Origin of the sequence: Streptomyces sp. NPDC002265 (assembly GCF_040296125.1) — a bacterium.
In the GTDB taxonomy this organism is placed as follows: domain Bacteria; phylum Actinomycetota; class Actinomycetes; order Streptomycetales; family Streptomycetaceae; genus Streptomyces.
The window spans coordinates 1-14,098 of record NZ_JBEOWS010000095.1 but is presented as its reverse complement, the minus strand read 5'-3'; the positions used below and the strand labels follow the sequence as shown (position 1 = coordinate 14,098).

Genomic DNA, 14,098 nt, shown 5'->3' with positions numbered 1-14,098 from the left:
ACGACCGTATGACGACTCCCTGGGGCGAGCTCCTGCTGGCCCGCTACCCCGACGACCCGCGCGACCGGCTGCGGGCCTGGGACGCCTCCGACGCGTATCTCCTGCGGTACCTCGCCGAGCAGCCCGTGTCGCCGGCCGGCACCGTCGTGGTCGTGGGCGACCGCTGGGGTGCCCTGGTCACCGCGCTGGCGGCGCACCGGCCGACACAGATCACCGACTCGTTCCTCGCGCAGGAGGCGACACGGGCCAACCTCGCCCGCAACGGCGTGGAGACCGGGGCCGTACAACTGCTGACCACCCAGGACGCTCCGCCCGAGCGGATCGACGTGCTCCTGGTGCGGGTGCCGAAGAGCCTGGCGCTCCTGGAGGAGCAGCTGCTGCGGCTGGCACCCGCGGTGCACGAGAACACGGTCGTGGTCGGCACCGGCATGGTGAAGGAGATCCACACCTCGACGCTGCGGCTGTTCGAGCGGATCCTCGGGCCGACCCGCACCTCGCTGGCCGAGCAGAAGGCACGCCTGATCTTCTGCGAGCCCGACCCGGCGCTGAAGCGGCCGGCCAGTCCATGGCCGTACACGTACACGCTCCCGGACGGCGTCGGCGCCGTCTCCGGACGCACGGTCGTCAACCACGCAGGCGTCTTCTGCGCCGACCGGCTCGACATCGGCACCCGGTTCTTCCTGCGGCATCTGCCCGACTGCCGGGGAGCCAGCCGGGTGGTGGACCTGGGCTGCGGCAACGGTGTCGTCGGTACGGCGGTGGCGCTGGCCGAACCGGACGCCGAAGTGCTGTTCGTGGACGAGTCGTTCCAGGCCGTCGCCTCGGCCGAGGCGACGTACAAGGCGAACGGGGTGCCGGGGCACGCCGAGTTCCGGGTCGGGGACGGTCTGTCCGGTGTGCCGGACGGCAGTGTCGACGTCGTCCTCAACAACCCGCCGTTCCACTCCCATCAGGCGACGACCGACGCGACGGCCTGGCGGATGTTCTCCGGGGCGCAGCGCGTGCTGCGGCCGGGCGGCGAGCTGTGGGTGATCGGCAACCGGCACCTGGGCTACCACGTCAAGCTGCGGCGGCTGTTCGGCAACAGCCGGCTGGTGGCCGGGGACCCGAAGTTCGTGGTGCTCAAGGCGGTCAAGCAGGGGTGAGGCGGCCGTCGGCGGTCAGCCGAGCACCTTGATGATCCGGGTCACGGCCTCCGCCATCGCCGCCCGGCCCACGGCGAGGTACTTGCGCGAGTCGACCGCCTCCGGGTGCGCGGCGAGGAAGTCCCTGATCGCACAGGTCATGGCGATGTTGAGGGCGGTGCCGACGTTGACCTTGGCGATGCCTCCGCCGACCGCCGCGGTCAGTTCGCCGTCCGGGACCCCGGAGGAGCCGTGCAGGACGAGCGGGATGCCGACGGCGCCGGAGAGACGGGCGAGGAGGGCGTGGTCGAGGACGGCGGTGCGGGTGGTCATCGCGTGGGAGCTGCCGATGGCCACGGCCAGGGCGTCGACGCCGGCCTCCGTCACGAAGGCGCGGGCCCCGGCGGGGTCGGTGCGGGCGCCGGGTGCGTGGGGATCGAGCGGCGGGGCTCCGTCCTTGCCGCCGACCTGTCCCAACTCGGCCTCGATCCACAGCCCTCGGGCATGTGCCCAGTCGGCGGCGGCCCGGGTCGCGGCGAGGTTCTCCTGATACGGCAGACGGGCGGCGTCGTACATCACCGAGCTGAAGCCGGCGTCCGGCGCCTGGCGCAGCAGGGCGTCGCTCTGGACGTGATCGAGGTGCAACGCGACCGGCACGTCGGCGCGTTCGGCGGCGGCCGTCGCCGCGCGGGCGAGGGGGAGCAGCCGGCCGTAGCGGAATCTGACGGCGTTCTCGCTGACCTGGAGGACGACGGGCGACCGGGCCGTCTCGGCGCCGGCGATGACGGCCTCGACGTGCTCCAGCGTGATGACGTTGAAGGCGGCGACGGCGGAACGGCTCGCGGCGGCGCGGGCGACGAGCTCGCCGGTGGTCGTGAGGGGCACGGCCCTTCCTTTCCGGGCGATCACGGCTGTCAGGGAGATCGAGGGAACTCGAGGGAGAACAGGGAGATCGAGGGAACTCGGATGCAGCCACCTGGAGTTCGGAGACATCCGGGGAGTTCCGAGGGGGCCGGGGAAGTACGGCCGAGGCCGTAGCGGATCAGTGGTGCCGAGGGTCGAGGATCACCGAACGGGTGAGGTGCCGCGGGCGGTCGGGGTCGAGGCCGCGGGCCGCGGCGACCGCGACGGCGAGCCGCTGGGCCCGGACCAGTTCGGCGAGCGGGTCGAGCTCGCCCCGCACCCACCGGCCGCCGGTGGCGCCCACCTGCTCGGCCAGCCCCTCCGGCGCCTCGCCGAACATCCAGGTGGCGGTGCCCTTGGTGGTGACGCTGATGGGGCCGTGCCGGTACTCCATCGCCGGGTAGGCCTCCGCCCACGACAGTGCGGCCTCGCGCATCTTCAGCCCGGCCTCGTTCGCCAGGCCGACCGTCCAGCCACGGCCGAGGAAGGTGAACTGGGCGCAGTCGACCAGTCTTTGGGGCAGCTCGGCGGCGAGCGCGGTACGGGCGTCGGTGACCGCAGCGTCGTCGTGCAGTCCGAAGTGGGCGCGCAGCAGGGTGAGGGCCGTGGTGGCGAAGCGGGTCTGGACGACGGAGCGCTCGTCGGCGTAGTCGAGGACGACGAGGTCGTCGGCGGCGGCCGTCACGGGCGTGCCGGGATCGGCGGTGAGCGCGACGGTGCGGGTACGGCCCCGCAGCCGGGCCAGCAGTTCCAGCACCTCGGTGGTGGTGCCCGAGCGGGTGAGGGCGACGACCCGGCCGTAGGCCCGCCCGTGGGGGAACTCCGAGGCCGCGAAGGCGTCGGTCTCCCCCTGGCCTGCCGCCTCGCGCAGGCCCGCCGCCGCCTGGGCCATGAAGTACGAGGTGCCGCAGCCGACGACCGCGACCCGCTCCCCCGGCGCCGGCAGCACCGCGCGGTGTTCCGCAGCCTGGACGGCCGCACGGGTCCAGCACTCCGGCTGACTGTTCAGTTCCTCCTCGACATGGCTCACGCCGTGCCCCTCCCGGGAGAATCGGAGTCCCGCTGATTGTTCTTGCAAGGTACAGCTCACTTTCGAGCATCTTCAAGCATTCGGAGCAGGTCAACCTGCGCTAGGGTCGCCGGGGGATCGAATGCCGTGGACGCACATCGAGTGCCGTGGACGAACGGAGAGGTGCGGATGTCGCGCGACGCGCGCTGGAAGGCGCTGCTGGAGCTGCTCGTCGAGCGCGGCCGGCTGGACGTCGAGGAGGCGGCCGCCGACCTCGCGGTCTCGTCCGCCACGATCCGCCGCGACTTCGACCAGCTCGCCGAGCAGCAGATGCTCGTCCGCACCCGGGGCGGGGCGCTGGTGCACGGGGTGTCGTACGAGCTGCCGCTGCGCTACAAGACCGCCCGCCACGCCTCCGAGAAGCAGCGGGTCGCCAGGGCCGTGGCCGAGCTGATCGCGCCCGGCGAGGCGGTCGGACTCACCGGCGGCACGACCACGACCGAGGTGGCGCGGGCGCTGGCCGTACGCGGCGACCTCGCCGACGGCTCCCCCGCGCTGACCGTCGTGACGAACGCGCTCAACATCGCGAACGAGCTGGCCGTACGCCCGCAGTTCAAGATCGTGGTGACCGGCGGGGTCGCCCGGGCGCAGTCGTACGAGCTGGTCGGGCCGCTCGCGGACGGCGTACTGGGCCAGATCACGCTGGATGTGACGGTCCTCGGGGTCGTGTCCTTCGATGTCGCCCATGGCGCCGCCGCCCACGACGAGGCGGAGGCCGCCGTCAACCGGCTGCTGTGCGAGCGGGCCGAGCGGGTGATCGTCGCCGCGGACTCCAGCAAGCTGGGCCATCGGGCCTTCGCCCGGATCTGCGCGGCCGGGTCGGTGGACACGCTGGTCACGGACACCGCGGCCGACGCGGACACGGTGCGCCGGTTCGAGGAGGCGGGGATCCGGGTCCTCAGCGTCTGACCACGCCACTCGCCGCCGTCGGACGGTACGCCCGACCGCGCCGCCCGCCGTCGCCGGACCGTACACCCGAGCGCGCGGGTTCCCAGCCCTCCTCCGCCGTGTTCGGCCTAAGCTGGAAGCCGCGTGATGCGGGGGCCGGCCCAGGGAGGCTGCGATGACCGAGGCATCGTTCGACCAGGACGTGCCCGCGGGCGCGCAATACGTGCCGATCGCCGATCACGGCCTGATCGGCGACCTGCGCAGCGTGGCGCTGGTGGGATCGAACGGCACGATCGACTGGTACTGCTGCCCTTCCTTCGACGCGCCCAGCGTCTTCGGCTCCATCCTGGACGCCGAGCGCGGCGGCTCCTTCGAACTGGCGGCGACCGTGCCGGCCCGGACCAAGCAGTTCTACTTCCCCGACACCAACGTCCTGATCACCCGGTTCTTCACCGAGGACGGCGTCGGCGAGGTGCAGGACTTCATGCCGATCACCGGCGACACGGGCGCCGAGGCCGACCGCCACCGGCTGATCCGGCGCGTGCTGTGCGTACGCGGCTCGATCCCCTTCCGGGTCCGGGTGGCGCCGCGCTTCGAGTACGGCGCCTCGCCGCACACCCTGCGCGTGGACGGCGACGTGGCCGTGTTCGAGTCCGCGAAGCTCTCCCTCGGACTGACCGCCACGGTCGTCCTGGAGGCGGACGGGACGGACGCGCGGGCGGACTTCAAGCTGGCCGAGGGCGAGTCGGCGGTGTTCGCGCTCGACCAGCTCGGCGGCGAGGTGTCACCGCGCCGGTGCCCCCGGATGGAGGCGGAGGAGCAGTTCACCGCCACGGTGGCGTACTGGCGGCACTGGCTGCACGCCTCCAAGTACCGGGGCCGCTGGCGGGAGATGGTGCACCGCTCAGCGCTCACCCTGAAACTGCTCACCTACGCACCCACGGGCGCGATCGTGGCAGCGCCGACCACGAGCCTGCCCGAGCAACTGGGCGGCGAACGCAACTGGGACTACCGCTACGTATGGGTGCGCGACGCGGCCTTCTGCGTCTACGCACTGCTGCGGCTGGGCTTCACCGGCGAGGCCGCGGCATTCATGAAGTTCGTGACCCGGCACATCACTCCGGGCGACGGCAAACCGTCCGGCCCCCTTCAGATCATGTACGGCATCGACGGCCGCACCGACCTGCCGGAGCGTGAACTGCCCCATCTGGAGGGCCACTACGGCTCCGCACCGGTGCGCGTCGGCAACGCGGCCGCCAATCAGCTCCAACTCGACATCTACGGCGCGCTGATCGACTCCATCTATCTCTACGACAAGTGGGCGGAGCCCATTTCCAGCGAGCAGTGGGATGATGTATGCGCGCTGGTCGACTGGGTCTGCGAACACTGGGACCAGCCGGACGAGGGTGTCTGGGAGACACGCGGCGGCCGCAAGAGCTTCCTGTACTCGCGGCTGATGTGCTGGGTGGCGATCGAACGGGGCATCCGGATGGCCAACCGGCGCGGCCTGCCCGCCGACCTGGCCCACTGGCAGCAGCGCCGCGACACGATCTACCGGCGTATCCACAGCCGGGGCTGGTCCGAGGACCGCCGGGCCTTCGTGCAGTACGAGGGCAGCGACGTACTGGACGCGGCCCTGCTGATGATGCCGCTCACCAAGTTCATCGCGCCGACCGACCCCAAGTGGCTGTCCACCCTCGACGCGCTCACCGACGACCTGATCTGCGACTCGCTGGTCTATCGCTACGACCCGCTGGCCAGCCCCGACGGACTGCGCGGCGACGAGGGCACGTTCTCCATCTGCTCCTTCTGGTACGTGGAGGCGATGGTGCGCGCGGGCCGGGTGGACGAGGCGCGGCTCGCGTTCGAGAAGATGCTGACGTACGCCAACCATCTGGGCCTGTACGCCGAGGAGATCAGTCAGACCGGCGAGCAACAGGGCAACTTCCCCCAGGCGTTCACGCATCTCGCCCTCATCAGCGCGGCCTTCAGCCTGGACCGCGCCCTGGGCTGACGTCCCGGCGCCCGCGCCCGGACCCGCGCCCCGCCTCGGCTACTTGCCGACCGAGTAGGAGTGCGCACCGGTTCCGGCCAGACCGCCGCCGTCGACGATCAGGTATTCGTCGCGGATCGGACGGCCCGCCAGCCAGTGCTCCAGGATCTCGCGGGTGCCCGCGGCGCAGCGGGCCTGGGCGGAGAGGGAGGAGCCGGAGATGTGCGGGGTCATGCCGTGGTGGGGCATGGTGCGCCAGGGGTGGTCCGCCGGGGCGGGCTGCGGGTACCAGACGTCACCCGCGTAGCCCGCCAGCCGGCCGCTGCGCAGGGCGCGGTCGACGGCGTCCCGGTCGACGATCCTCGCGCGTGCCGTGTTGACGAGGTAGGCGCCGCGCTTCATGGTGGCCAGCAGGTCGTCGCCGAACAGGCCCTCGGTCTCCGGGTGGAGTGGGGCGTTGACGGTGACGGCGTCGCAGTGCGGGACCATGTCGGCGGCGCTCTCGTGCCAGACCAGTCCCAGCTCGCGCTCGATGTCCTCGGACAGCCGGTGCCGGTCGGTGTAGTGCAGCTTCACGTCGAACGGCGCGAGGCGGCGCAGGACCGCGAGGCCGATGCGGCCCGCGGCGACCGTTCCGACGTGCATGCCCTCGACGTCGTACGAGCGGGCCACGCAGTCTGCGATGTTCCAGCCGCCGTCGAGGACGACCTGGTGGGAGGGCAGGTAGTTGCGCACGAGGGACAGCGTCATCATGACGACGTGCTCGGCGACGCTGATGCTGTTGGAGTACGTCACCTCGGCGACCGTCACCCGGTGCGCGACCGCCGCTTCGAGGTCGACGTGATCGGAGCCGATGCCCGCGGTGATCGCCAGCTTGAGGTTCGGCGCGGCGGCGATCCGCTCGGGCGTGAGATACGCCGGCCAGAACGGCTGGGAGATCACGACGTCCGCGTCGGCCAGTTCACGGTCGAAGACGCAGCCGTCGCCGTCCTTGTCGGAGGTGACGACGAGGGTGTGGCCGGCCTTCTCCAGGAAGCCGCGCAGGCCGAGTTCGCCGGAGACGCTGCCCAGCAGGTGGCCCGGAGTGAAGTCGACCGCCTCGGGAGTGGGGGCGGTCTGGCCGCCGGGGTAGTGGTCGATCACCGGGAGGTCGTCACGCGCGTATGTCGTCGGGTATCCGCCGGTGGGGTCGTCGTACAGGACGCAGAGCACCTTGGCCATGTCTCGGCTCCTCAACTGGCGTTGCGGGAAGGCGCCGTTCACGATCCTCGCCGTGAAAGGCCCTGGTCAAAGCAATCCTCGCTATGCCGATATAGGCGGCGGCTGTCAGCCGTGCCCGTCGAGGCGAACCGATGCCGTGCCGCCCGTGGGCTCCGGAGCCCGCGGCGACTCACCGTGATGCGCCCCCGCCACGGCGTCACAAGGAGTGAGTGCATACCCTGCACTGGAAAGCAGGACGGCGGGACAAGATGACGAGAAGGTGCAGACCGTGACCGAAGAGCCTTCCTCCGGGGTCGGGACCGCCGATCGCATCCCTCCCGGGCAGCGGCACGTAACGGCTGGCCCGTCTCCCACTACGGCCCCGTCCCCCGTTTCCGCCCCGAACGCTGGAACCTGCGCGTCTTCGGCGCCACCGCCTCCGGCCGGACGCACGAGTGGGTCTTCGACGACCTGGCCGGCTTCCCTCGCACCACGGTCCTCGCCTACCAGGAGGAAGAGGCCGACGGAGCGACTCCTCAGGGCCTGGCCGGCCTCCGGTGCGACCCCTGCCACCGGGGCTCTTGGCGAGCGTCCCCTGGGGGTCATGGGCCTTGACATCGACTCCCGCTGCCTGAAGGCTGACCGACCAGTCGGTATGAAGGAGTGGGTCGTGACCGAGCTGAGGATCCCCACGGCTGCGGGTGTGTTCGACGCCATCACCGCCGGTCCGCCCGAGGGCCGCCCGGTACTGCTGCTGCACGGCTTTCCGCAGACGTCCCTGGCGTGGCACCGTCAGATCGCGGCGCTGGCCGCGCACGGCTACCGCGTGGTGGCACCCGACCAGCGCGGCTACTCCCCCGGGGTCCGCCCGGAGCGGCCCGAGGACTACCGCATGAGCGTCCTGGTCGACGACGTCGTCGCGATCACGGAGGAGTTGGGCTGGGCACGGTTCGACCTGGTCGGTCACGACTGGGGCGGCGCGGTGGCGTGGTGGACCGCCGACGCCCATCCCGGCCGCATCCGCACCCTCACGGTCGTCTCGACCCCGCACCCCCGTGCCCTCTCCGGCGCCCTGCGCGGCGACGAGGACCAGCGCGCACGATCCCACTACATGCGCGACTGGCTCGAGACGCCCACGACCGAGGACCGCATGCTGGCCGACGACGCCGCACTCCTCCGCGCCCTCTACGCGGAGAAGGTCCCGCAGTCCAGCGTCGACGCCTACCTCCGGCACCTGTCCCGGCCGGGCGCCCTCACCGCGGCGCTGAACTGGTACCGGTCGGGCCGCCCCGAACGCGCGATCGGCGTCATAGACGTGCCCACGCTCTACGTCTGGAGCACCCAGGACACCGCGTTCGGCCCGGCAGCCGCACAGGAAACCCGTCAGTGGGTCGACGGACCCTACCGGTTCGAGACCCTCCGGGGCGTGAGCCACTGGATCCCCGAGGAGGCGCCGGAGGGGCTGAACCGTCTGCTGCTCGATCATCTGCACACGTACGACGAGACCGGCACCGCACCGAACACCCGGTCCGCCGGCCCCTGGAGCGACGAGAAGCAGATCTCGAACTGAGCCGCAGAGGACGGCGTACGGTCGGCGACCCCGTACGGGTTCCGCACCCCCGCCGTCCGGCACACTCACCCCATGGACACTGAAGACTTCATCGGGTTCCTGGACCGGGAGGGCCGGGCGCTGGCCGCGGCCGCGGAGGCCGCGGGGACCGACGCCAAGGTGCCGACCTGCCCGGGGTGGCAGATGCGGGACCTGCTGCGGCACACGGGCGCGGTGCACCGCTGGGCCGCCTCCTTCGTCGCCGAGGGGCACACCTCCCCGCGGCCGATGGGCGACCCGCCCGAGCTCGACGGCGCCGACCTGCTGGCCTGGTACCGCGCCGGACACCGGCACCTCGTCGACACCCTGACCGCGGCGCCTGCCGACAGGCCGGCCTGGACCTTCCTCCCCGCGCCCGTACCCTCGCCCCTGTACTTCTGGGCCCGCCGGCAGGCCCACGAGACGGCCGTCCATCGCTACGACGCCGAGTCGGCGCTCGACGGCACCCCGGGCCCGGTCACCGCGGACTTCGCGACGGACGGCATCGACGAGCTCCTGCGCGGCTTCCACGCCCGGACCCGCAGCCGGGTGCGCACCGAGACGCCGCGGGTGCTGCGGGTACGCGCGTCGGACACGGACGCGGTGTGGACCGTGCGGCTGTCCCCGGAACCGCCGGTTGCCGCGCGGGACGACGCGGGCGACGCGGAGTGCGAACTCGCCGGTCCGGCCGCGCAGTTGTACCTGGCGCTGTGGAACCGGCGGCCGGTGCCGGAGGTGACGGGGGACGCGTCGCTGGCCGCGCTGTGGCGCGAGAACTCGGCGATCGGCTGACCTTCGCCGTCGACGGCCGCGAGGTCAGTCGGCGGATCCGTCCGTCAGCATGCGCGTCAGCACCGCACGCTGCACCGGCCGCACCTCACCGTGCAGGGCCCGCCCCTGGGCGGTGAGGGCGACCCGCACCCCCCGCCGGTCCTGCGGGCACATGGCCCGCTCGACCAGACCGTCCCGCTCCAGGCGGGCGATCAGCCGCGACAACGCGCTCTGGCTGAGGTGGACCCGTTCGGAGATCTCCTGGACGCGGAAGGTGCAGGTGCCGTCCGTCGCCGTGCCTTCGGCCAGCACGTCCAGCACCTCGAAGTCGCTGCCGCACAGACCGTGCCCGTGCAGCACGCGGTCGAGTTCGCACTGGGTACGCGCGTGCAGCGCGAGGATGTCCCGCCACCGGTCAACGAGCGCCTGCTCGGCCTTCTCCGCCGCCATGTCGGCACCGTAACAGAGAAACCGGTTTGTTGCATCAGAATTAAATGCGCTTGCATCCAATGCATGTGCATGTAGTCTCGTCGTCATGACCTCTCCGCTCACCGCTCCGGCGTCCGCCGGACGCTGGACCCCGCGACTCTGGGGCACCCTCCTGGTGCTGTGCGCCGCAATGTTCCTGGACGCGCTCGACGTGTCGATGGTCGGCGTCGCCCTGCCGTCCATCGGCTCGGACCTGCATCTGTCGACCTCGACGCTGCAATGGATCGTCAGCGGCTACATCCTGGGCTACGGCGGCCTGCTGCTCCTCGGCGGCCGCACCGCCGACCTGCTGGGCAGGCGCCAGGTCTTCCTGGTGGCCCTGGGCGTGTTCGCGCTGGCGTCCCTGCTCGGCGGACTCGTCGACTCCGGCCCGCTGCTGATCGCCAGCCGGTTCATCAAGGGCCTGAGCGCCGCCTTCACGGCACCGGCAGGCCTGTCGATCATCACCACGACGTTCCCCGAGGGCCCGCTGCGCAACCGCGCGCTGTCCATCTACACCACCTGCGCCGCCACCGGCTTCTCCATGGGCCTGGTGCTGTCCGGCCTGCTCACCGAGGCCAGCTGGCGGCTGACCATGCTGCTGCCCGCCCCCATCGCCCTGCTCGCGCTCGCCGCCGGACTGCGGCTGCTGCCGCACAGCGAACGCGAGCGCAACCACCGGGGCTACGACGTCCCCGGCGCCGTCCTCGGCACCGCCTCGATGCTGCTGCTGGTCTTCACCGTCGTCCAGGCACCGGAGGCCGGCTGGGCGTCCGCGCGCACGCTGCTGTCCTTCCTCGCCGTCGCCGCCCTGCTGACCGCCTTCGTCCTGGTCGAACGACGCTCGCCGGGGCCGCTGATCCGGCTCGGCGTGCTCCGCTCCGGCAGCCAGATCCGCGCACAGCTCGGCGCCATGGCCTTCTTCGGGTCGTACGTCGGCTTCCAGTTCCTGGTCACGCTGTACATGCAGTCGCTGCTCGGCTGGTCGGCACTGCACACCGCGCTCGCGTTCCTGCCCGCCGGCGCGCTGGTGGCGGTGTCCTCGACGAAGGTCGGCGCGATCGTCGACCGCTTCGGCACCCAGCGGCTGATCGCGGCGGGTTTCGCGCTCATGGCCGTCGGATACGCGCTGTTCCTGCGGGTCGACCTCGACCCGGCGTACGCGGCCGTGATCCTGCCGAGCATGCTGCTGATCGGTGCCGCCTGCGCACTCGTCTTCCCCTCGCTCAACATCCAGGCCACCAACGGTGTCGAGGACCACGAACAGGGCATGGTCTCGGGACTGCTGAACACCTCGGTGCAGGTGGGCGGCGCGCTCTTCCTGGCCGTCGTCACGGCCGTGGTGACCGCGCACACCTCCCCCGACGCCACCCCGCAGGCGGTGCTCGACAGTTACCGGCCCGGACTCGTGGTGGTCACCGGCATCGCGCTCGCCGGACTGCTGATCACCCTCACGGGACTGCGGACCCGTACAGCCGACCGCCGGAGCATCGTGGTCGCCGGGTCCACGGCACGGGAGCCGAAGGCGGACGCGGAGCGCGTGGGCGTGCGCGACTAGCCGCCCCCTAGGGTGACTTGAGGCCGAGGCCGGCCCAGCCGTCGGCGGACGTCTGCTGTGCGTACCTGCCCGGCGGGGCTCCTTGCCCGCCGGGCACACCCCTGTTTGACTCGTGGCATGACGGGCTACGGGGGACGGCGCACGCAGGCCGAACGGGACGCGATCACGGTCGAGATCGGATACGCGCTGTGCAGCGCGGCGTTCGCCGCGGCACTCGTCTTCGGCGCGGTGGCGGGTCCCGCGCTGCTCTTCGAACTTCCGGGCAGCTTGGAGAAGTTGCTGCTGCGCGCTGGGCTCGCGCTCGCGACCGTGCTCTTCGCCGTACGCGTGGTCAGCGTGCTGTTCCGTTTCACCGGCCGCCCCACCGCCGGTGCCGACGACGAGACCCGGTAGGCCTCCTCAGCCCAGCCAGCCCGGCCGCACCAGTCCCGACTCGTAGGCCAGCACGACCAGTTGGGCCCGGTCCCGGGCGCCCAGCTTCACCATCGTGCGGCTCACATGGGTCTTCGCGGTGAGCGGGCTGACCACCAGGCGACGGGCGATCTCGTCGTTGGACAGCCCGATGCCGACCAGGGCCATCACCTCCCGTTCCCGCTCGGTGAGCCGGGCGAGGTCCGCGGCGGCCGCGGGCTCCTTGGAACGGGCCGCGAACTCCGCGATCAGCCGGCGGGTCACACCCGGCGAGAGCAGCGCGGCGCCTTCGACCACCGCCCGCACGGCCCGCAGCAGTTCCTCCGGCTCGGTGTCCTTGACCAGGAAGCCGGAGGCACCCGAGCGGATCGCCTCGAAGACGTACTCGTCGAGCTCGAAGGTGGTGAGCATGACCACCTTGACCCCCGCGAGCGCGGGGTCGCCGGTGATGCCACGGGTGGCTGCCAGACCGTCCAGGCGAGGCATGCGGATGTCCATCAGGACGACGTCCGGACGCAGTTCGCGTACCGCGCGCAGTGCCTCCTCGCCGTCCGCGGCCTCCGCGGCCACCTCGATGTCCGGCTGCGCGTCGAGCAGCGCCCGGAATCCGGCCCGGACCAACGACTGGTCGTCGGCGAGCAGTACGCGGATCACCGATCCTCCTCGGTCCTCGACGGCGACGACACCGATCCCGGTCCCGCCCCTGTTCCCGGTGCCGGTGAAGGTGCCCGGTCCCGTTTGCGTTCCGAGGGCAGTACGGCGAGCACCCGGAAGCCGCCGTCCGGACGCGGCCCCGCCTCGATCCTGCCACCGAGCGCGGCGGCCCGCTCCCGCATCCCGGCCAGGCCGTTGCCGCTGCCGCCCGCGTCGGCGCCGGTCGCGGGCCCGTCGTCGTCGACGCACAGCCGCAGTTCGCCGCCGGCGTGCTCGACGCGCACACGCGCGTGCCGCGAACCGGAATGCCGTACGACGTTGGTGAGGGCCTCCTGGACGATACGGAACGCGGCGAGGTCCGCGCCGGGCGCCAGCCGGGGCGGCCGTCCCTCGACCTCGACGGTGAGCCCCGCGGCGGCCGCCTGCTCCACCAGTTCGGGCAGTCGGTCGAGGCCGGGCGCGGGCGTACGTGGCGCGTCACCCGGCGTACGCAGGGTGTCGAGCACCTGGCGGACCTCGCCGAGCGCCTCCTTGCTCGCGGCCTTGATGGTGGTGAGCGCCGTGCGCGCCTGCTCCGGGTCCGTGTCCAGGAGCGCCAGGCCGACACCCGCCTGCACATTGATGACGGAGATGCTGTGCGCGAGGACGTCGTGCAGTTCACGGGCGATCCGCAGCCGTTCCTCGTCGGCGCGCCTGCGCGCCGCCCGCGCCCGCTCGGCGCGTTCCCGGCCCCACTGCTCGCGCCGTGTCCGGGCCAGCTCGGACACCGCCAGCACCCCGACCACCCAGGTGGCGACGGCCACCTCCTGCCACCAGGAGGCGGCCGGGTCACCGGCCGGCGGCAGCCACCGGTAGAGCCAGTGGGCCACCAGCACATGGCCGGCCCAGAGCATCCCCACCGCCGACCACGCAGCCCCGCGGTGCCCGGTGAGGACCGCGCTGAAGCAGGCCACGGCGACGGTCAGGAAGACCGGCCCGTACGCGTATCCGGCGGCCAGATAGGCCAGGGTGGCCGCGGCCGTGCCGAAGGCGACGAGCGCCGGGTACCGCTTGCGCCACAGGAGCAGAGCCGATCCGGCGAGCAGCAGCACGCGCGCGAGGGCGTCCAGCGGGAGCCGTCCGCTCTGCTGGGCGTGGGCCGCGAAGCTCGACCCGCCGAGCACGAAGACGGTGATCGCGACGGTGGACCGCCACGGCCAACGGGTACCCCGCTCCTCCTCGTCCCAGAGGTGACCCAGCGGCCCGTGCCGCCACCGCCGGGGCGGCCCGTCGTCGGATACGCGCTGCTCGTCCATGTCCGCCACGCTAGACGCCGCCGCGTCCGGCGGGCGTCCGCCCGTCGGGGCGATCACTCGTACTCCCCGCGCAGTACGCCGCCGCGGTGCCCGCCCACGCCGTACGGCCACGCACCGACGGGCGGGCGTGCCCCGGCCGGCCCGGGGTCATGACCGGGCGGGGCGTCCGGTCCGCC

General features: G+C 72.3%; 13 protein-coding genes. 7 read left to right on the top strand and 6 right to left on the bottom strand.

The window, feature by feature from the left end; translation table 11 throughout:
- Positions 1 to 8 precede the first annotated feature (8 nt).
- Positions 9 to 1,145: a methyltransferase gene (locus ABT085_RS18585; RefSeq protein WP_351608539.1), complete on the top strand. Its 1,137-nt coding sequence runs from the start codon at positions 9 to 11 to the stop codon at positions 1,143 to 1,145.
- A 15-nt stretch (positions 1,146 to 1,160) separates the two neighbouring features.
- Here ABT085_RS18585 and ABT085_RS18580 read toward each other — a convergent pair whose 3' ends face one another.
- Both ABT085_RS18580 and ABT085_RS18575 read right to left on the bottom strand, forming a co-directional pair.
- Entirely contained in the window at positions 1,161 to 2,009 is an 849-nt protein-coding gene (locus tag ABT085_RS18580; protein ID WP_351608536.1) for a class II fructose-bisphosphate aldolase, read from the bottom strand.
- A gap of 157 nt (positions 2,010 to 2,166) precedes the next feature.
- Positions 2,167 to 3,057, bottom strand: a complete 891-nt coding sequence (locus tag ABT085_RS18575) for an SIS domain-containing protein (RefSeq protein WP_351608533.1) — start codon at positions 3,055 to 3,057, stop codon at positions 2,167 to 2,169.
- A 168-nt stretch (positions 3,058 to 3,225) separates the two neighbouring features.
- Between ABT085_RS18575 and ABT085_RS18570 the strand changes: the two genes are divergently transcribed.
- Both ABT085_RS18570 and ABT085_RS18565 read left to right on the top strand, forming a co-directional pair.
- Positions 3,226 to 4,005, top strand: coding sequence for a DeoR/GlpR family DNA-binding transcription regulator (locus ABT085_RS18570; protein ID WP_351608530.1), 780 nt, complete (start codon positions 3,226 to 3,228; stop codon positions 4,003 to 4,005).
- Between the two features lie 154 nt (positions 4,006 to 4,159).
- Complete coding sequence (locus ABT085_RS18565; protein ID WP_351608527.1) at positions 4,160 to 5,998, top strand: glycoside hydrolase family 15 protein; 1,839 nt, start codon at positions 4,160 to 4,162, stop codon at positions 5,996 to 5,998.
- 39 nt (positions 5,999 to 6,037) lie between these two features.
- Here ABT085_RS18565 and ABT085_RS18560 read toward each other — a convergent pair whose 3' ends face one another.
- Positions 6,038 to 7,198: an NAD-dependent formate dehydrogenase gene (locus ABT085_RS18560; protein ID WP_351608524.1), complete on the bottom strand. Its 1,161-nt coding sequence runs from the start codon at positions 7,196 to 7,198 to the stop codon at positions 6,038 to 6,040.
- Positions 7,199 to 7,847: 649 nt separating this feature from the next.
- Here ABT085_RS18560 and ABT085_RS18550 point away from each other — a divergent pair.
- Positions 7,848 to 8,747, top strand: coding sequence for an alpha/beta fold hydrolase (locus ABT085_RS18550; protein ID WP_351608522.1), 900 nt, complete (start codon positions 7,848 to 7,850; stop codon positions 8,745 to 8,747).
- A 72-nt stretch (positions 8,748 to 8,819) separates the two neighbouring features.
- Positions 8,820 to 9,557, top strand: coding sequence for a maleylpyruvate isomerase family mycothiol-dependent enzyme (locus tag ABT085_RS18545; protein ID WP_351608520.1), 738 nt, complete (start codon positions 8,820 to 8,822; stop codon positions 9,555 to 9,557).
- A 24-nt stretch (positions 9,558 to 9,581) separates the two neighbouring features.
- Here the strand turns inward: ABT085_RS18545 and ABT085_RS18540 are convergent, their stop codons facing one another.
- Positions 9,582 to 9,986 (bottom strand): MarR family winged helix-turn-helix transcriptional regulator, encoded by a 405-nt coding sequence (locus tag ABT085_RS18540; protein WP_351608517.1) that lies wholly within the window; start codon positions 9,984 to 9,986, stop codon positions 9,582 to 9,584.
- Between the two features lie 85 nt (positions 9,987 to 10,071).
- Here ABT085_RS18540 and ABT085_RS18535 point away from each other — a divergent pair, with 85 nt between their 5' ends.
- Together ABT085_RS18535 and ABT085_RS18530 are read left to right on the top strand one after the other, a co-directional pair.
- The gene (locus ABT085_RS18535) at positions 10,072 to 11,562 is read left to right on the top strand and encodes an MFS transporter (protein WP_351608514.1); all 1,491 of its coding nucleotides are present in this window, start codon (positions 10,072 to 10,074) and stop codon (positions 11,560 to 11,562) included.
- A 117-nt stretch (positions 11,563 to 11,679) separates the two neighbouring features.
- A complete protein-coding gene (locus ABT085_RS18530) occupies positions 11,680 to 11,955 on the top strand; it encodes a DUF6332 family protein (RefSeq protein WP_502982751.1) in 276 nt (91 codons plus the stop codon).
- Between the two features lie 6 nt (positions 11,956 to 11,961).
- Here ABT085_RS18530 and ABT085_RS18525 read toward each other — a convergent pair whose 3' ends face one another.
- On the bottom strand, positions 11,962 to 12,627 hold the full coding sequence (locus ABT085_RS18525) for a response regulator (protein ID WP_351608511.1): 666 nt from the start codon (positions 12,625 to 12,627) through the stop codon (positions 11,962 to 11,964).
- Entirely contained in the window at positions 12,624 to 13,922 is a 1,299-nt protein-coding gene (locus ABT085_RS18520; protein WP_351608509.1) for a sensor histidine kinase, read from the bottom strand. The genes ABT085_RS18525 and ABT085_RS18520 overlap by 4 nt, the downstream gene beginning before the upstream one ends.
- Positions 13,923 to 14,098 lie beyond the last annotated feature (176 nt).

Bases quoted from the DNA above. Each gene is read 5' to 3' on its own strand.
- ABT085_RS18585 (WP_351608539.1), top strand. From the start codon at position 9: ATGACGACTCCCTGGGGCGAGCTCCTGCTGGCCCGCTACCCCGACGAC.
- ABT085_RS18560 (WP_351608524.1), bottom strand. From the start codon at position 7,198: ATGGCCAAGGTGCTCTGCGTCCTGTACGACGACCCCACCGGCGGATAC.
- ABT085_RS18570 (WP_351608530.1), top strand. From the start codon at position 3,226: ATGTCGCGCGACGCGCGCTGGAAGGCGCTGCTGGAGCTGCTCGTCGAG.
- ABT085_RS18530 (WP_502982751.1), top strand. From the start codon at position 11,680: ATGACGGGCTACGGGGGACGGCGCACGCAGGCCGAACGGGACGCGATC.
- ABT085_RS18520 (WP_351608509.1), bottom strand. From the start codon at position 13,922: ATGGACGAGCAGCGCGTATCCGACGACGGGCCGCCCCGGCGGTGGCGG.
- ABT085_RS18545 (WP_351608520.1), top strand. From the start codon at position 8,820: ATGGACACTGAAGACTTCATCGGGTTCCTGGACCGGGAGGGCCGGGCG.
- ABT085_RS18535 (WP_351608514.1), top strand. From the start codon at position 10,072: ATGACCTCTCCGCTCACCGCTCCGGCGTCCGCCGGACGCTGGACCCCG.
- ABT085_RS18540 (WP_351608517.1), bottom strand. From the start codon at position 9,986: ATGGCGGCGGAGAAGGCCGAGCAGGCGCTCGTTGACCGGTGGCGGGAC.
- ABT085_RS18565 (WP_351608527.1), top strand. From the start codon at position 4,160: ATGACCGAGGCATCGTTCGACCAGGACGTGCCCGCGGGCGCGCAATAC.